Annotated in this window: 19 protein-coding genes; 15 read left to right on the forward strand and 4 right to left on the reverse strand. The window is 57.6% G+C overall.

The window, feature by feature from the left end:
• The first annotated feature begins 33 nt into the window (after nt 1-33).
• From hisF to tatC, 7 genes are all read left to right on the forward strand, one after another.
• Nucleotides 34-795, forward strand: a complete 762-nt coding sequence (gene hisF / locus Q1J43_RS11335) for an imidazole glycerol phosphate synthase subunit HisF (RefSeq protein WP_301102606.1) — start codon at nt 34-36, stop codon at nt 793-795.
• Nucleotides 792-1,196 (forward strand): phosphoribosyl-AMP cyclohydrolase, encoded by a 405-nt coding sequence (gene hisI, locus Q1J43_RS11340; RefSeq protein ID WP_301102607.1) that lies wholly within the window; start codon nt 792-794, stop codon nt 1,194-1,196. The genes hisF and hisI overlap by 4 nt, the downstream gene beginning before the upstream one ends.
• On the forward strand, nt 1,193-1,516 hold the full coding sequence (locus tag Q1J43_RS11345; protein WP_301102608.1) for a phosphoribosyl-ATP diphosphatase: 324 nt from the start codon (nt 1,193-1,195) through the stop codon (nt 1,514-1,516). Before hisI ends, Q1J43_RS11345 begins: the two co-directional genes overlap by 4 nt.
• 2 nt (nt 1,517-1,518) lie before the next feature.
• Nucleotides 1,519-1,869, forward strand: coding sequence for a histidine triad nucleotide-binding protein (locus Q1J43_RS11350; RefSeq protein ID WP_301102609.1), 351 nt, complete (start codon nt 1,519-1,521; stop codon nt 1,867-1,869).
• Between the two features lie 12 nt (nt 1,870-1,881).
• Nucleotides 1,882-2,115, forward strand: a complete 234-nt coding sequence (tatA, locus tag Q1J43_RS11355; RefSeq protein ID WP_301102610.1) for a Sec-independent protein translocase subunit TatA — start codon at nt 1,882-1,884, stop codon at nt 2,113-2,115.
• A gap of 67 nt (nt 2,116-2,182) precedes the next feature.
• Entirely contained in the window at nt 2,183-2,494 is a 312-nt protein-coding gene (tatB, locus tag Q1J43_RS11360) for a Sec-independent protein translocase protein TatB (RefSeq protein ID WP_301102611.1), read from the forward strand.
• Nucleotides 2,495-2,501: 7 nt separating this feature from the next.
• Nucleotides 2,502-3,230 (forward strand): twin-arginine translocase subunit TatC, encoded by a 729-nt coding sequence (tatC, locus tag Q1J43_RS11365; RefSeq protein ID WP_301102612.1) that lies wholly within the window; start codon nt 2,502-2,504, stop codon nt 3,228-3,230.
• On the opposite strand, the gene Q1J43_RS11370 is transcribed toward tatC, so the two are convergent.
• A complete protein-coding gene (locus Q1J43_RS11370; RefSeq protein WP_301102613.1) occupies nt 3,227-4,393 on the reverse strand; it encodes a trypsin-like peptidase domain-containing protein in 1,167 nt (388 codons plus the stop codon). The two genes, tatC and Q1J43_RS11370, sit on opposite strands and share 4 nt — an antisense overlap.
• Nucleotides 4,394-4,411: 18 nt before the next feature.
• On the opposite strand from Q1J43_RS11370, the gene Q1J43_RS11375 reads away from it, so the two are divergent.
• Entirely contained in the window at nt 4,412-5,167 is a 756-nt protein-coding gene (locus Q1J43_RS11375) for a Nif3-like dinuclear metal center hexameric protein (RefSeq protein ID WP_301102614.1), read from the forward strand.
• A gap of 25 nt (nt 5,168-5,192) precedes the next feature.
• Complete coding sequence (locus Q1J43_RS11380; RefSeq protein ID WP_301102615.1) at nt 5,193-5,876, forward strand: fumarylacetoacetate hydrolase family protein; 684 nt, start codon at nt 5,193-5,195, stop codon at nt 5,874-5,876.
• A gap of 26 nt (nt 5,877-5,902) precedes the next feature.
• Here the strand turns inward: Q1J43_RS11380 and Q1J43_RS11385 are convergent, their stop codons facing one another.
• Nucleotides 5,903-7,675 carry a PDZ domain-containing protein gene (locus tag Q1J43_RS11385; RefSeq protein WP_301102616.1) on the reverse strand — a complete coding sequence of 591 codons (1,773 nt, stop codon included), beginning with the start codon at nt 7,673-7,675 and terminating at the stop codon, nt 5,903-5,905.
• Between the two features lie 95 nt (nt 7,676-7,770).
• Nucleotides 7,771-8,697 carry a GGDEF domain-containing protein gene (locus Q1J43_RS11390; RefSeq protein ID WP_301102617.1) on the reverse strand — a complete coding sequence of 309 codons (927 nt, stop codon included), beginning with the start codon at nt 8,695-8,697 and terminating at the stop codon, nt 7,771-7,773.
• Nucleotides 8,698-8,894: 197 nt separating this feature from the next.
• Between Q1J43_RS11390 and Q1J43_RS11395 the strand changes: the two genes are divergently transcribed.
• The 4 genes from Q1J43_RS11395 (at nt 8,895) to sucD (ending at nt 12,050) form a co-directional block, all read left to right on the forward strand.
• A complete protein-coding gene (locus Q1J43_RS11395; protein ID WP_301102618.1) occupies nt 8,895-9,080 on the forward strand; it encodes a CsbD family protein in 186 nt (61 codons plus the stop codon).
• 325 nt (nt 9,081-9,405) lie between these two features.
• Nucleotides 9,406-9,921, forward strand: a complete 516-nt coding sequence (locus tag Q1J43_RS11400) for a DUF2889 domain-containing protein (protein ID WP_301102619.1) — start codon at nt 9,406-9,408, stop codon at nt 9,919-9,921.
• Nucleotides 9,922-9,968: 47 nt separating this feature from the next.
• Entirely contained in the window at nt 9,969-11,144 is a 1,176-nt protein-coding gene (gene sucC / locus Q1J43_RS11405; protein ID WP_301102620.1) for an ADP-forming succinate--CoA ligase subunit beta, read from the forward strand.
• Nucleotides 11,145-11,153: 9 nt separating this feature from the next.
• A complete protein-coding gene (sucD, locus tag Q1J43_RS11410) occupies nt 11,154-12,050 on the forward strand; it encodes a succinate--CoA ligase subunit alpha (protein WP_301102621.1) in 897 nt (298 codons plus the stop codon).
• Between the two features lie 68 nt (nt 12,051-12,118).
• On the opposite strand, the gene Q1J43_RS11415 is transcribed toward sucD, so the two are convergent.
• Nucleotides 12,119-13,327 carry a carbonic anhydrase family protein gene (locus Q1J43_RS11415; protein ID WP_301102622.1) on the reverse strand — a complete coding sequence of 403 codons (1,209 nt, stop codon included), beginning with the start codon at nt 13,325-13,327 and terminating at the stop codon, nt 12,119-12,121.
• Between the two features lie 135 nt (nt 13,328-13,462).
• Between Q1J43_RS11415 and Q1J43_RS11420 the strand changes: the two genes are divergently transcribed.
• Both Q1J43_RS11420 and Q1J43_RS11425 read left to right on the forward strand, forming a co-directional pair.
• Nucleotides 13,463-14,422: an ornithine cyclodeaminase family protein gene (locus tag Q1J43_RS11420; protein ID WP_301102623.1), complete on the forward strand. Its 960-nt coding sequence runs from the start codon at nt 13,463-13,465 to the stop codon at nt 14,420-14,422.
• Between the two features lie 168 nt (nt 14,423-14,590).
• Nucleotides 14,591-17,137: a serine/threonine-protein kinase gene (locus Q1J43_RS11425; protein WP_301102624.1), complete on the forward strand. Its 2,547-nt coding sequence runs from the start codon at nt 14,591-14,593 to the stop codon at nt 17,135-17,137.
• Nucleotides 17,138-17,169 lie beyond the last annotated feature (32 nt).

A 17,169-nucleotide genomic window follows, 5' to 3' on the forward strand; every position in this document is an offset into this window, starting at 1 on the left:
CTCACTCATTCAGCGAAAGCACCGGAATCCGTCTTGGCTCTGGCAAAACGAATCATTCCCTGTCTTGACGTGACCGCCGGCCGGGTCGTCAAGGGCACCAACTTCATCGACCTGCGCGACGCCGGCGACCCCGTCGAGATTGCCCGTCGCTATGACGAGCAGGGCGCTGACGAGGTCACCTTTCTCGACATCACGGCGTCCTCCGATCAGCGCGACATCATTCTGCATATTATCGAGGCCTGCGCCGCGCAGGTCTTTATTCCGCTGACCGTTGGCGGTGGCGTGCGCGTGGTGGCTGACGTGCGCCGTCTGCTTAACGCCGGCGCCGACAAGGTCAGCATGAACACCTCCGCTGTCGATAATCCCGACCTCGTTGCCGAAGCCTCGGCCAAGGTCGGCAACCAGTGCATCGTTGTCGCCATCGACGCCAAGCAAGTCGCGCCAGGCCAGTGGGAGGTGTTTACCCACGGCGGGCGCAAACGGACCGGGCTGGATGTGGTGCTCTGGGCGCGGCGTGTGCAGCAGCTTGGCGCCGGAGAAATCCTGCTGACCAGCATGGATCGCGACGGGACGAAGAATGGCTTTGACCTGCCACTGACCCGCGCCGTCTCGGAGGCCGTGGATATTCCGGTGATCGCCAGCGGTGGTGTCGGCAATTTGCAGCATTTGGCCGACGGCGTGACCGAGGGTCGTGCCGATGCGGTGCTAGCGGCAAGCATCTTCCATTTCGGCGAGTACACCGTGCGCCAGGCCAAGGAGTTTATGCGTGAACGTGGCATCGAGGTGCGGCTGTGAGTGACCTGGATGCAAGCCGCTTCTGGCTCGATGCGCTCAAGTGGGACGAGAACGGAATGATTCCGGCCATCGCGCAAGATGCGACGAGCGGCCGCGTTGTGATGTTCGCCTGGATGAATCGTGAATCTTTGCTGCAGACGGTCGCCAGCGGTAAAGCGGTATACTGGTCGCGCTCGCGTCAGCGGCTGTGGCGCAAAGGTGAGGAATCCGGCTATTGCCAGAACGTTATCTCGATTCGCGCCGATTGCGACGGTGATGTGTTGTTGCTGTCAGTCGACCAAGTGGGCGGAATTGCCTGTCACACAGGCCGGCAAAGCTGTTTTTTTCTTGAGCTGAACGGCGAACGATGGGTTCCTGTTGATCCGGTTTTGCAAGACCCTAAGGAAATTTACGCACAATGAGTACTCATGACATCCTGCATCGTCTTTCCGAGACCCTGGCGACGCGTCGTCATGCCGATCCGGAAACGTCCTACACCGCCAAGCTGTTTGCCAGTGGCCCGGATTCCATTCTGAAAAAGATTGGCGAGGAATCGGCTGAACTGATTATCGCCGCCAAGGATGGCAAGCGCCTGAATATTGTCTGGGAGTCGACCGACCTGATTTTCCATGTGCTGGTCCTGCTGGCGTTCTACGGCATGAGCATTGAAGATGTCTCCCAGGAAATGCGGCGCCGCGAAGGGGTTTCGGGGATTGATGAAAAAAAGGCGCGGACCACGTAAACATGGACAACTGCCTGTTCTGCAAAATCGCGCGTGGCGAGATTCCCTCGGGCAAAGTGTATGAGGACGACGAACTTTTCGCGTTTCATGACATTAATCCGGCGCGTCCGGTGCATATCCTGGTCATACCCCGGCGTCACATCACCTCGCTGGCAACGGTTAGCGAAGCGGATATTCCGCTTCTGGGCCGGATGCTCGCGGTAGCCAACAGGCTGGCCGCAGAAAACGGCAGTCCGGACGGCTTTCGTGTCATCATCAACAGCGGACGCGTCGGGCAGCAGGAGGTACAGCACCTGCATGCGCATGTCGTCGGCGGGCCGGATCCGGTCGGGCCGATGCTCAAGCGAGCTTAAGGAGAAACAACCATGGGTAGTTTCAGCATCTGGCACTGGCTGATCGTTCTGGTCATCGTCATGCTTGTGTTTGGCACCAAGAAGCTGCGCAATATTGGTGAGGATCTTGGCGGCGCCGTGAAAGGCTTCAAGGCTGGCATGAAGGACGCTTCGACCGAGAACAAGCCGGTTGATGCAGCGCCTGCCCAACAGGCCAATGGTGGACAAACGCTCGAGGGCGAAGTCAAGGAAAAGACCCGGTCGTGAAGCGTATGGCGCGGGCCTCGGGGGCATTTCGACTGCGCTTTACGTTGTTTACGGCTGACGCCTGACCATGTTCGACGTCGGCTTCTCCGAACTGATCGTTATTGCCATCGTCGCTCTGGTGGTCATTGGTCCTGAGCGCCTGCCCAAGGTGGCGCGCACCGCCGGGCATCTGCTTGGGCGTATGCAGCGTTATGTCAATGACGTCAAGGCGGATATCAGCCGTGAGATGCAGCTTGACGAATTGAAGAAGCTACAGGCTGAAATGCAGGATTCGGCACGCAGCTTCGAGCACAGCATCAACAGCGAAATGCAGGCCGTTGAACAGGTCGTCGATCAGTCTGCCCAGGCTGCCATCAACGATCCCGCCGCCAAGACATGAGCGACGCATGACTCAGTCGGAAGACTCTTTTCTCTCGCATCTTTTCGAGTTGCGAGATCGTCTGATTCGCTCGCTGCTGGCCATCGGCATCGTTTTTGTTGGCCTCTGCCCATGGGCTAAAGAGCTCTATGCGCTGCTTGCGCAGCCGCTGTTGGCGTCACTGCCGCGAGGCGGGCAGATGATTGCCACCGATGTCGTCGGTGTTTTTCTGGTGCCCATGAAGGTGGCGCTGATGGTGGCTTTCCTCATCGCGCTGCCTTACGTTCTCTATCAGATATGGGCCTTTGTCGCGCCAGGTCTGTACGCCCACGAAAAACGACTGGCGCTGCCGCTGGTCACGGCGAGCGTCATTCTGTTCTTCGTCGGGATGGCCTTTGCCTATTTTCTCGTTTTCCCGACGGTATTCGGTTTCATGTCCAAGGTGGCGCCAGAGGGTGTCGCCTGGATGACCGATATCGAAAAGTATCTCTCCTTCGTGATGAGTACCTTTATCGCTTTCGGCGTGACTTTTGAGGTGCCGATCATTGTTATCGTCCTGGTCAAGATGCATTTCGTCGAACTCGCGACGCTCAAGGAATGGCGGCCTTACGTGATCGTCGGGGCTTTCGTGATCGGCGCCATTTTCACCCCGCCGGACGTGATTTCCCAACTCATGCTGGCCATACCACTGTGCCTGCTCTACGAACTGGGGATGCTGATGGCGCGCTTTGTCGACAAGCCGGATACCGCCGATTAGCGGCTCAGCGGCGGCCGTTTACCGATACGGATCGTGGCATCGAATAGCGTTTTCTGACGACGCAGCTTGAATGGAATCATTTCGCCGGGTTTCTGTCTGGCGATCAGATCGAGCATGACCTGAGGATCCTCGACGGGCTTTCCATCGACCAGAAGCAGAATATCGCCCGGTTTGATGCCGCCGACGTCGGCCGGGCTGCCGCGTTGTACGCCGGCGATCAGCGCGCCGCCGGCGTCGGTCAGGCCAAACGATTCGGCCAGTTCCTGGGTAATCTCCTGTGCTTCAACGCCAATCCAGCCGCGGGTTACGGCGCCATTCTGGATTATCTGCTCCATGACATTTTTGGCGGTTGATACTGGAATGGCAAAGCCAATGCCGAGCGACCCCCCCGTACGGGAATAAATCGCCGTGTTAATGCCAACCAGATTGCCGCGGCTATCGATCAGCGCACCGCCCGAATTGCCGGGGTTGATAGCGGCGTCGGTCTGGATGAAATTCTCGAAGGTGTTGATTCCCAGGTGCGAGCGACCGAGTGCCGAGACGATACCCATGGTCACCGTCTGGCCGACGCCGAAGGGGTTGCCGATGGCTAGCACGACATCGCCAACGCTAATGTTATCCATCTGACCGAGGGTGATTGCCGGCAGTTTGAGCGCGCCGGCTTTTTCCTGGTCGATCTGCAACACGGCCAGATCGGATTCCGGATCGCCGCCGACCAGGCGGGCCTTCAGATTGCGTCCGTCATGGAGGGCGACTTCAATCTGGTCGGCCGCGTCGACCACGTGGAAATTGGTCAGAATGTAACCGTTGGCGCTGACAATGACACCGGAGCCCAGGCCCGACTTGGTTTGCCCTTCGGTTTGCTCGCGTTCACCAAAAAAGTGGCGGAACAGCGGATCGTCAATCAGCGGGTTGCGCGGCGCCCTGATTTTTTGCAACGTGAAGATATGCACGACAGAAGGCAGCGCTTTTTTGGCGGCGTCGCGGTAGGACGCCGTGCCGACGACCGGTTCGCCAATACTCGGTGATTCCTGCAAGGCGACGATGCTGGGGCCGGTGCTGACGGGTTTGCCCAGCCATTCAGGTTTGAGTGTGGTGACGACAAAAAGAACGGCAAGACTAACCGTGACGGTTTGTGCAAAAATCAGCCAAAGTCTGCGCATGGAATTCCGGAGCCAAAAATGAAATGTGAAGAATTGACGCGCTATCTCGATCACCTGCTTGAAGCGGAGCGCTTCCGGGATTATTGCCCAAACGGCTGGCAAGTGGAAGGTTGCGCGCAAGTACAGCGTATCGTCGCTGGCGTTACAGCCAGTCAGGCGCTGGTCGACGCGGCAATCGAGCGGCAGGCCGATGCCCTGCTTGTGCATCATGGTTGGTTCTGGCGTGGCGAGGATGGGCGTCTCACCGGGTTTCGCAAGGCGCGTCTGCAAGCGCTGCTCAAGCATGACATCAACTTGATCGCTTATCACCTGCCGCTCGACAGCCATGTTGACTTTGGCAATAACGCACAACTTGCCAGACACCTGGGGTGGATTGTCGAAGGGCGCTTTGGCGAGCAGGATATCGGCTGGCATGGTCGCCTCATGGTGCCGACAACACTCTCCGAGCTGAGCAGCGCAATTGCTGTTCGCTTGCAGCGAACGCCGCAGGTGATTGCCGCTAAGGGTGATTGCCAGCGCTTGGTGAGTCGCGTCGCCTGGTGTACGGGCGGTGCGCAAAATCTTTTTGAACAGGCGCTTGCTCAAGGCGTTGATGTCTATCTCTCGGGAGAAATTTCCGAGCAGAACGTGCATCTGGCGCGCGAATCCGGGGTGGCCTATATCGCTGCCGGGCACCACGCAACCGAACGTTATGGGGTGCAGGCACTGGCCAGCCACCTGACCGAGCGTTTTGGCCTCGATTGCGAGTTTGTTGATATCGATAATCCGGTTTGAGTGACGACTTTTCAATGGAGCCTGTATGAACTACGTTTTCCCGCCTGCAACGCCGGTCGTTCTTCCTGTTGACGGCTGCGCTGCCGTCTTTCCTGTGCGTCGCGTGTATTGTGTCGGGCAGAATTACGCCGAGCATGCCGCCGAAATGGGCGCTGACGGCCGTCAACCACCGTTCTTTTTCAGCAAGCCGGCTGATGCTCTGGTTCCTGGCGGGGGAGATGTCGCTTATCCGCCAATGACGGCCAATCTCCAGCATGAGGTCGAATTGGTCGTTGCGCTGGGCAAGGGCGGCAGCGACATTGCGCTGGACCAGGCGCTTGATTGCGTCTTTGGCTATGCCGTCGGCTTTGATCTGACGCGCCGTGACCTCCAGTCTAGCGCCAAGGCCAAGGGTCAGCCCTGGGACATGGGCAAGGGGTTCGACCAGGGCGGACCGATCAGCACTATCCGGCCGGTAGCCACGCTTGGCCATCCGGCAACGGGGACCATCTGGCTCAAGGTCAATGGCGAGCTGAAACAAAGCGGAGACCTGTCGCAGATGTCGTGGAAGGTGGCTGAAGTGATCGCCAATCTCTCAGGCTATGTGCGTTTGGCAGCGGGCGACCTGATTTTTACCGGGACCCCGGCGGGGGTATCGACGGTGGTTCGTGGCGATTTACTCGAAGGTGGCATTGACGGGCTTGGCGAGCTGAAGATCAGATTGGTTTGACCAGGGCGAAAAAAGCGTGCCTCGCGTTAAGCCCCAAGCCACGTGCGCCGCAAGCTGTTGGCGTTTGCCTCGGCAAAGAGCCGCGCCGTGTCGGCTGCCGGTGGGCCGAGGCGGACATTGAACTGCATCAACTCGTCGCGCCGGAAGGCATGCACCTTGAGGGTCGCGCCGGGCTGGTAACGGGCGAGTTGCTGGTCAAGCGTATCCGGCGTGGCGCGCAGGCCGTTGATGGCGAGCAGGAGGTCACCGGCGGCAAGGCCGGCGGCCTGTGCCGCACCACCGTCATACACCGTCGCCAGCTTCAGTTCCTTGCCCTCGCTGCTGGTCTTGACGCCAAGCGATGGTGTTTTTCCCTTGTCCCACGTCAGTTTCAGGCCAAAGTGCGCGAGTAGCTTCTTCAACGGCAATTCGCCGGTGTCGTGCACAGCGTTGGCGAAGAAATGCTTCAGGTCGAGCCCGGAGAGTTCTTCGGCAAGCAAGCGGATATCCTCTTCACCGACACCGATGCCGGTTTTTCCATGGCGTTGCCAGAGGGCGCGCATGATGTCGTCGAGCGTGATTTTTCCCTGGCTCTTGCTGCGCAGGGTGAGGTCGAGCGCGAGCGCGACCAGCGCCCCTTTGGCGTAATAGCTGACCACCGCATTGGGGGTGTTTTCATCTGGCCGATAGAACTTGCTCCAGGCATCGAAACTTGATTCAGCCAGTGTCTGCCGCAGGCGGCCGGGGCCGCGCTGGACGGTGCTGATGGTCTTGGCGGTGAGTTCAAGCCAGTCCGCAAGCTCGATGCTGCCGCTCTTGAGCAGCGCCAGGTCGTCGTAATAGGACGTAAATCCTTCAAAAAACCAGAGCAAGGTCGTGAAATTCTCCTGATCCAGGTTGTAGGGGGTAAAGGCGGCTGGCTTGATGCGTTTGACATTCCAGGTGTGAAAGTATTCGTGGCTGCACAGCCCGAGGAAGTTGCGGTAGCCCTCGCTGAGCCCTGTCATGCCGTGGTAAGGGAGATTGTGGCGCGCGCAGAGCAGGGCGGTCGAAGCCCGATGTTCGAGGCCGCCGCAACCCTCGCCGACGGCGGTAATGAGAAAAACGTAGCGCGACATCGGCGCGGGTTCGCCGAAAAAGCGTATTTGCCATTCGCAGATACGCTTAAGATCGGCGGTGATGCGCTTCATGTCTCCGTCATGCTGGCCGCTAATGGCAATTTCGTGCGCGATGCCGCAGGCCTTGAAGCGTGCCAGGGTGAAGCGGCCCATTTCGACCGGGTGGTCGATCAGTTCATCGTAATCGGCTGCCTGGTAGAGCCCGAAACCGTGTGCTTGGGCGCATTGATGCTCACCGTGCGCCGGCGGCAAGGCCGTGGCGATACGCCAGTTCCGGTAAAGTTTGCCTGCTGGTGGCTGGATATCGACTTGGCAGGGGGTTTGCTCCTGTCCGAGTACGCGCAGGAAGACGCTGGTGCCGTTAAAGAAGGCGTGGGTCTGGTCAAGGTGGGCGCCGCGTACCGAGAGGTCCCAGGCGTAGATTTCACATATGACGGTAACTGCTTCGCCGCCCCTCAGCGGAGCAGCCTGCCAGGTGTGCTTGTCGATCTTCGTCAGGCGCACCGGTTTGCCGCCGGACTCGGCGCGGATAGCCACAATATGCCGGGCGAAGTCGCGGATCAGGTAGCTGCCGGGAATCCATGCCGGAAGTGCGAAGCGCTGCCCTGCCGGGTCGGGATAGCGCACCGTGCAGCGGACGTCAAAAATGTGCGCCTGAGGACAGAGGGGCCGGATGGCGTAACGAATCGGGATGGTGGTCATTGGTCGAAGTTCCGGTGTGAGATGAGCCGGATTGTACGTTCTGTTGTCGCTATAGGCTGCGTCTGAATCCAGCCTGCCCGCTGATGCGACCCGGATTAATCATCACCGGCAAATGAATAGCCACACTTGTTGCGCTTTGCCCGGTACATAGCCTTATCCGCGACATCAAGCAGTGCCTCTGAAGTCGTTCCGTCTTTCGGGAAAATCGATATTCCAATGCTAGGATTAATGCTCAGGCTGACGCTAATGTCTCGCACCTGAATGTCACACGGCACTTGAACCGCATTGATAATTTTTTCCGCGACGATCGTGATGTCGTGCTCACTCTCGGTGTTCACCAAAATGTACAGGAATTCGTCACCACCATGGCGGCAAACCGTGTCATCGTCCCGCGTCGTTTCCTTGAGTCGTCCGGCGATCATTTGCAAGACGAGATCACCCACGTCGTGCCCATACGAATCGTTAATCATCTTAAAATCATCCAGATCCAGGAACATCACGGCAAAATGAAGACCATTCCGATTGGCCACTGCCAGTCCATGCTCCAGTCGATCATTGAACAGCGCGCGGTTAGGCAGGCCCGTTAAAGGGTCGTGGAGGGACGCATGGCGCGCCTCGTCCCCCTGCTTGGTGACGGTGGCCAATTGAGCGTCCAGAACGTGCCGCTCATTGATCTGTTCCTGCAACGCCCTATTGACCAACGACAACGCCTCGGAAGCATCCTGCACCTTACTCTCGACGGCCTCGCTCTTTTCAAGAGCGTTTTCAACGCCTGGCGAAATATCTCCGTCCTGTAGTTCACGCTTTAGCCCAGTGTTGACCGACGACAAGTCGTCTGCGCACTCTTCGACGATATCCTTGACACGCTCGCTTTGGCCCAACACCTGAGTCAGCGAGTTGGCGGACTGAGGGCTTTTCAACAACTGCGCGGTTTGATTTTTTGTCATGCGTTCATGGGTCCTGATGGTAGACAAATCCAGGTCGTCACAAGCAAGCTCGGCAACACTTAACGAGGCGTTCAAACACGTACTCACGAGGGTATTTTCACATTAGGCGGCAGGCTAGTCTGTGCGCGAACGCACAGTGTGCGGTTAGTTTTACCCTAAGCGCGCCACCGCACAGAACGTCTCGGACGCTACGCCTATTCTGTTCGTCAAGAGCACTGCAACGCAAGCGCAGTGCTCCGGGTCATTTTCAACCATCATTTCAGGAGATCACCATGAACAAGGATCAAACCGGCGGTCGTGTCAAAGAAGCCAAAGGCAAAGTAAAGGAAGTCGTCGGCCACCTGGTCGGCAATAAGGAGTTGGAGATGAAAGGCAAAGTTCAAAATGCCCACGGCAGAGCTCAGGCGTCGTATGGCGATGCCAAAGCAGACCTCAAGTCAGTCATCCAAAACAAGTAGATCAATGCCAACTGCCGTAATCTTCATCTTGGTCGCCTCGCTCTGTTGGTGGAAATTTCCATTCGCCACTTTGGCACTCAGATACCGGTTCAGGTAGGGGCGACCGTCCCATTAGCTACCTTGCAACCAATTGATTGTTAGCCACTATTCCAGACGTTAACGGCAGTGGCATTCATGCGACTGCCCTGTGCAACAGACAGGTTTTGGCATAAACGCGGGCGTTTTGTGCTAAAGTCGTGGAAGAAGTATTCAGAGTTCCGCGCTATTGACATGCCTCCCAGGATTTACGATGCCACTTCCTCCTCCCAGCGCAGGACGCGCCCGAATGCATCAACGCAATGTCAAGCTTGATGGCTATAAGCGTGTTGATGGCTTGTGGGAGATCGAGGCGCATATAGTCGATACCAAGGATCAGGACTATCCCCTGTCGTCCGGTCTGCGTAAAGCTGGCGAAGCGGTGCATGACATGTGGGTTCGGGTGACCATCGACGACAAGTTCAATATTCTTGACGCGGCGACCTGCATCGATGCAGCGCCCTACATGGGCTACTGCGACAGCATTCCACCGGACTATTCGCGGATCATCGGCCTGAATCTGTTCCATGGCTTTCTCAGAGCGGTCAAGGACATGTTTGGCAGTACTCGCGGCTGTGCTCACCTCTCCGAACTGCTGATGTTTCTGCCGACGGCGGCCTTGCAGACCTTTGCCAGTGAAGTTGTCGACAACCATGACAGCGAACACAAGCCCTATCATGTCGACCGTTGTCATGCACTGGTTTCACATTCGGAAACGGTACGGCGCTATTACCCGCGCTGGTATCGCGACCAAACCCACGGGTAGGTTCTCCTGCCTAACAATCGTCTCTTCATTACAAGCAAGGAAGGCGCATGAAAATTCACGAATACCAGGGAAAAGAACTGCTCAAAAAATTCGGCGTGGTTGTTCCGCGCGGGGTGTTCTGCAGTTCTGTAGAGGATGCCGTCAAGGCGGCCGAATCGCTGGGGGGCAAGGTCTGGGTGGTCAAGGCACAGATCCATGCGGGTGGCCGCGGCAAGGGCGGCGGTGTCAAGGTGGCCAAGTCGCTCGACGAGGTGCGTCAGTACGCCACGCAGATCCTGGGCATGCAACTCGTTACCCATCAGACCGGTCCTGAAGGCCAGAAGGTGCGTCGCCTGCTGGTTGAAGAGGGTGCCGACATCCGCAAGGAGTATTACATCGCCGCACTGACCGACCGTGCCACGCAGAAGGTCGCCATGATGGCCTCTTCCGAAGGCGGGATGGACATCGAGGAAGTCGCGCACAACACTCCCGAGAAAATCCTCAAGGTCTTTATCGATCCGGCAGATGGTTTGACCGACTCGCAAGCCAGGGAGCTGGCCAACGGCATTGGCATTCCCGCCGATTCCGTAGCCCAGGCCGTCAAGGCGCTGCAGGGGCTGTATACCTGCTATATGGAAACCGACGCCTCGCTGGCTGAAATCAACCCGCTGATCCTTGAAGGAGGCGTGGATGGCAAGCCGGGCACCATCAAGGCGCTCGATGCCAAGTTCAATTTTGATGCCAACGCGCTCTACCGCCACCCGGAAATCGTCGCTTACCGCGATCTGGACGAAGAAGATGCCGATGAAATTGAGGCGTCCAAGTTTGATCTCGCCTACATCGCACTTGACGGCAATATTGGCTGTCTGGTCAATGGCGCCGGCCTGGCCATGGCGACCATGGACACCATCAAGCTGTTCGGCGCCGAGCCGGCCAACTTTCTCGACGTCGGTGGCGGCGCAACGACTGAAAAGGTGACTGAAGCCTTCAAGATCATGCTCAAGAACCCGAAGGTCAAGGGCATTCTGGTCAATATCTTCGGCGGCATCATGAAGTGTGACACGATCGCCAACGGTGTCGTCGCTGCGGCCCGTGAAACCCATTTGTCGGTGCCGCTGGTAGTGCGCATGAAAGGCACCAACGAGGATATGGGCAAGCAAATTCTCAAGGATTCGGGTCTGCCGATCATCACGGCCGATTCTATGGCTGAAGCCGCCACCAAGATCGTTGCTGCGGTCAAGTAAGGAGCCACTATGTCAATTCTGATCAACAAAAATACCAAAGTCATCACCCAGGGCATGACCGGCAAGACTGGTCAATTTCATACTGAAAAATGCCAGGAATACGCCAACGGAATAAATTGTTTCGTCGCCGGGGTCAATCCGAAGAAGGCCGGTGAGTCGTTGTTTAACATTCCAATCTACGCTTCGGTCAAGGAAGCCGCTGCAGAAACCGGGGCCACGGTCTCGGTTATCTACGTGCCGCCACCGGGCGCCGCCGCAGCGATTTGGGAAGCGGTCGAAGCTAACCTTGATCTGGCCATCTGCATTACCGAAGGCATTCCGGTTCGCGACATGCTTGAACTGCGCAACAGGATGAAAAAAAGGGAAGCGGCGGGCGGCAAAAAAACGCTGCTGCTCGGACCGAACTGCCCGGGCGTCATCACGCCGGACGAAATCAAGATTGGCATCATGCCTGGCCATATCCACCGCAAGGGGCGCATTGGCGTGGTTTCGCGTTCCGGAACCTTGACCTATGAAGCTGTCGGTCAACTGACGGAAATTGGTCTTGGTCAATCGACGGCGGTTGGTATCGGCGGCGACCCGATCAACGGTCTGAAGCATATCGACATCATGCGTCTGTTCAACGACGATCCGGATACCGATGCGGTCATCATGATCGGTGAAATCGGCGGTCCGGATGAAGCCGAAGCCGCGCAATGGTGCAAGGCCAATATGAAGAAGCCGATCGTCGGTTTCATCGCTGGCGTCACGGCGCCGGCCGGCAAGCGCATGGGCCATGCCGGAGCGCTGATTTCGGGCGGTGCCGATACGGCCGATGCCAAGCTGGCGATCATGGAAGAGTGCGGTTTCACGGTGACACGCAATCCGTCAGAAATGGCCAAGCTGCTCAAGGCACTGCTCAAGTAAAACGAGCGCGTTTCAGAAAAAAGGGCAGGCTGCGGCCTGCCCTTTTTCGTCGTGGAGCTTGCCTGTCCTCAGCGCGATTCCTTGATCAACCGACTATTTACCGGCTGGGTAGGCCGTACATTGTTCTTGTAGATTGTGCCAAAGCCGGCGAGTTGCTCCCTGGAAACCTGGATTGGCGTTTTCAGCACCAGCCATAACACACCCTCGGTACAAGGCGGCGTGGTCAGCGATCCAAGGAAGGTATAGTAATTTCGTTTTACCGGAAGCAGCAGGGTCGGGTCGATCTTGATGTCGGGACGAACGATCGGCTTGTTCTGTTCCAGTGGCAGATTGGTCCACAGCGTACGGATCAGCCCCTGCTCCTTGCCGGCTTCGAACATGACAGCGACCACGGCAAGTTTGCCGGCCTTGGACTTATGCTCCAGGTGGACGGCCATGGCGTAGGCCTTGCCGTTGAGCTTTTCCTCGCTGGGTTTGTGAAAATGGAACTGTTGCAGCGCGTAGCTTTCACCCTCAATGGTGATACCACCGGCATCCGGCGTATCGACCTTGATGCTGTGCCCGTTATCAACGATCGAGAGCGGAATCGGCTTGTAGGCAAACTGAATCTGAGGCAGATCGGCGCGGACGGTATGGCGAATGTCAATTGGTGACTGCCGTTGCCCTTGGCCGCAGAATGCAAATTCTTTGTCCAGGGCGCCCCATTTGTCGGCGCCCGTGTTGCCGGTGTAGCTCCAGTAGGTTTGACGTGGCGGCGGGTCATCCTGTGTTTTTTTACCATTCTTCTTGGGCGCTTCCTTGACTTCAAGCACGGGCGCTGGAGTGGGTGGAGTGGGAGCAGGCGGCGGCTCGACAAGCGGTGTGCTGCGGTGCTTGCAGGCGTAATTGAACACGGCTTCGAGACTGGAGTCGGGAGCGATGGGTCTGGGCTCCCTGGCGTCAAATGTTTCGTTCTTCAATTCGTTACCATCGGCTGCGATGTAGCTGCGTTGAATCAAAGCCGCAAGTCGCTTGTCGCATTGAAATTCAGTGAGCGAGGTCAGGCGGCTGAAGGAAAAGGCGCCTGAGTCTGGAATCTTTGGCTGGGAATAGATTTCGCGATGCCAGATGCGCAATTTCCCGTCGCTGGCCGAGTTGATGCTGCTGGCATCGACTTCGTTGCGTGTCTGTGTGGCCTGCTCCTTGCTGCTGATGCCAATCCATTTGGCGGCCTGGGCTGCCGGTGAAGGAAGCAAAAAAGCCGGGAGCAGAATGGCGATCAGTCGTATTGTTCGCATAGCAACGGGGTAAAGAATGCGCTATAAAAGCACCATGGTAGCCGCAAAAGCATCGATGGTGATGGCGGCTGCGAAGTAAAGATGGAATGCCGGTAGAATCCTTTCTGACGCTCTTGTCCTGCTCTTGGAGGATGCATGTCCTTGTTCCTGAGTGAAACAGATGTCCGGCAGTTGTTGACCATGCCAATGGCTATCGAGGCGGTCGAAGAAGCGCATCGCGAGCTCGCCCTTGGCCATGCCGTAGACATACCACGCCAACGTACACGGCTGCCACAGACGGCGCTGCATATCCTGCAGGGCGCGCTGCCGGAGCACGATGCTATCGGCTACAAAGCCTATACCAGCAACCGTTCGGGCGTCCGTTTTCTGGTTCATGTATTCAGTGCGTCGACCGGCGTGCTGCGTGTCGTCCTGGAGGCGAATCTGCTCGGTATGATGCGTACCGGTGCGGCTTCTGGGGTGGCGACACGCTGGTTGGCGCGTCCGGACGCCGAGATCCTTGGGGTCTTTGGTTCCGGGTGGCAGTCTGCGGGACATATCGAGGCCATCGCTGCAGTACGACCTCTGCGTCGGGTCAAGGTGTTTGCGCGAAATCCAGAGCGCCTGAAGGCATTTTGCGTGCAAATGTCAGAGCGCCTGGAAATCGAGGTCGTTCCCGCGTCATCAGCGGAAGAAACGGTGTGCGGCAGCGATATTGTCAGTACCGTCACGACGTCGGCGACGCCCTTGTTTGACGCGAAATGGCTGTCGCCTGGCACGCACATCAACGCGGCGGGCTCCAATTCGCTGATCCGGCGCGAGGTGAGCGAGGATGTGTTGAGCGTCACTAGCCTCATCGTGGTCGATAGTATGGAGAGCGCGCTCAAGGAGGCGGGAGATCTTCTGCCAATGCTGGAAAAGGGGCGCTTGAACGAGCGAACTCTGATCGAACTCGGCGCGGTAATCACCGGACGTCATCCCGGGCGTAGTACGCCCGCGGAGATTACTCTGTTCGAGTCGCAGGGCATGGCCATCCAGGATCTTGCGCTGGCCGTCAGGCTGGAGGCTTTGGCGCGCGAACGTGGTCTGGGGCTTGAATTGCCTTACGCAAAGTAGTCTTTCAGCCGATGCCGATTGACTGATTTCTTGCTGAACTGTAAGAATGCGCTATAGACTCATGTTTCGCCTTCACATTTTTCCTCTTGAAGGGATAATCAGCAGAAAACGGCTGCGGCAGCGTGATCAAGAAGACGTCATTATCGATGGGCCAGAAGAGGGATGAGAATGCGCAAAACGGGATTCTGGAAAACCGACTGGTTCCTCGGCCTGATGGTCAGTTGTGTCATGCTCGTGGCGGTCGGTGGCGACCTGATCCGCAGTCTGGAACGCAAGGCCTACGACCTCGGTGTTCAGGCGTCGAGCCGCATCCCGCTTGATCGTGTCGCGGTGATCGCCATTGATGATGCCTCGATTGCCAATCTCGGGCGCTGGCCCTGGCCGCGTGATCGTCTGGCTAGAATGACCGATCTGCTGGCTGCCGGCAAGGCCAAGGTGGTGGCCAATACCGTTTTCTTTTTCGAGCCGCAGATCGATCCCGGCTACGTCTATGTCACGAGATTGCTCGACATCGTCAAGCGGGCCTCGGAGACTATTGAACCCTTGCCGGCGGAAATGACGCAGATTGGCGGCATACTGGGCGAAGCCGAGCTAGCGTTGAATACCGATCGCATATTGGCCGAGAGCATCGGCAAGGCCGGCAATGTCCTCCTGCCCATGCTGTTTGTCCTGGGTGAGCCGAGAGGGCGACCGGACCAGGATTTACCTGAGTTCGTGACGCGCAACAGGCTGACCCAGGTTGCGGGCAGCGGCGGCGAGGTCGGGGCGACCCTGGCGTTGCAGATGCCGATCGAAGCGCTTGGCATCAAGGCGGCCATCGGCCACCTTAACGCCAGCGCCGATGTTGATGGCGCCATTCGGACTGAGCCTCTGGTGCTACGTTACTTCGATCAGTACTACCCCTCTTTGTCGTTGATGATTGCCGCTAAAAGCCTGAACCTCGGTCCGGCTGATGTGCGTGTGACACTCGGTCAGGAAGTTCGGCTGGGGAATCTGCGCATTCCGACCGATGAGCAGACGCAGATGAATACCTTCTTCTACAAGGAGCGCGAGGGCAAACCGGCATTCCAGGTGGATTCCTTCTATGACGTCCTGACCGGAAAAATTCCCGCCAGCAAGTATCAAGACAAGATCGTTCTGATCGGCGCCACTGCCGCCGGTGTCGGCGCTTCGCAGGTGACGCCGGTGTCGCCGGCAATGGCGCCGGTGCTGACTCTGGCGCACGCCGTGTCAAGCATTCTCCAGGAGCATTTTTTCGTCACGCCGGAATGGGGTGGATTGGCATCCTTTGCTGTTTTCGTTCTGATTGCCGGGTATCTGATTGCCCTCCTGCCGCGTCTGTCGGCAGGGGTTGGCGCAATAGCCACGACGCTTATCCTGGCGACCCTGCTTGGCGCGCATTTTTCCCTGATGGTGGGTGGTGCACTGTGGATTCAGTTGATGGGGGCGGCGACGCTGCTGCTGGTCGGGCATCTCCTGCTGACCACCAAGCGTTTCCTGATGACCGAGCGCGGCAAGGAAAAATCGGAGGCCGATTCAGCCGAGTCGAACCGCATGCTCGGTCTCGCTTTCCAAGGGCAGGGCCAGCTTGACATGGCTTTCGACAAGTTCCGCAAGTGTCCGCTTGACGATGCCTTGATGGAGAATCTCTACAATCTGGCGCTTGATTTTGAGCGCAAGCGGCAATTTAACAAGGCCGAAGCGGCATTCCGCTACATGATTGACTACAACCCGAAATTCCGTGACCTCGAACAACGCCTCCAGCGTGCCAAGGCGATGTCGGAAACGGTCATGCTCGGTGGCTCCGGTGGGCGCGCCAACGTCAACACCATGATGCTCGATGGTGGTCAGGTCGAGAAGCCGATGTTGGGTCGTTACCAGATCGAGAAAGAGCTGGGCAAGGGAGCCATGGGCGTGGTCTATCTGGGGCGTGATCCAAAGATCAATCGTGTAGTGGCGATCAAGACCATGGCCTTGTCGCAAGAATTTGAGGCAGACGAACTCGTTGACGTGAAGGACCGTTTCTTTCGCGAAGCAGAAACCGCCGGACGCCTCAACCACCAGAATATCGTCACCATGTACGATGCCGGTGAAGAACACGATCTGGCCTATATCGCCATGGAATTTCTCAAGGGCAGGGATCTGGTGCCGTTCACCAAGCCCGATCAACTGTTGCCGCTACCGCAGGTGGTGAGCATCGCCGCCCGGGTCGCCGACGCGCTGGCCTATGCTCACAGCAACAACGTGGTTCACCGCGACGTAAAACCCGCCAACGTGATGTATGAACCTGAATTGGATCAGGTCAAGGTCACTGACTTCGGGATTGCACGCATTACCGACTCATCAAGAACCAAAACAGGCATGGTACTCGGAACGCCAAGCTATATGTCGCCGGAGCAGTTGTCGGGTAAAAAAATCGACGGTCGCTCGGATATTTTCTCTCTGGGCGTTATGCTTTACCAGATGGTTTGCGGCCAGCTGCCTTTTATCGGTGATTCAATGGCGCAACTGATGTTCAAGATTGCCAACGAAGTCCAGCCCGATGTTCGTTCTGTCAATCCGCAAGTGCCCGATGGCCTGGCGGCAGTTATCGATCGTGCCCTGAACAAAGACATAGCGCAGCGCTACCAGACGGGCGAAGAAATGGCGCGTGACCTGCGTGCATGCCTCATCCTGGGGCGGGCACAGCATTCCAATATTGATATTCATCTGTAGGGAGATGAGGTGGACAGAACACTAAGTGGCGC

Source organism: Propionivibrio sp., assembly GCF_029255185.1.
GTDB lineage: Bacteria > Pseudomonadota > Gammaproteobacteria > Burkholderiales > Rhodocyclaceae > Propionivibrio.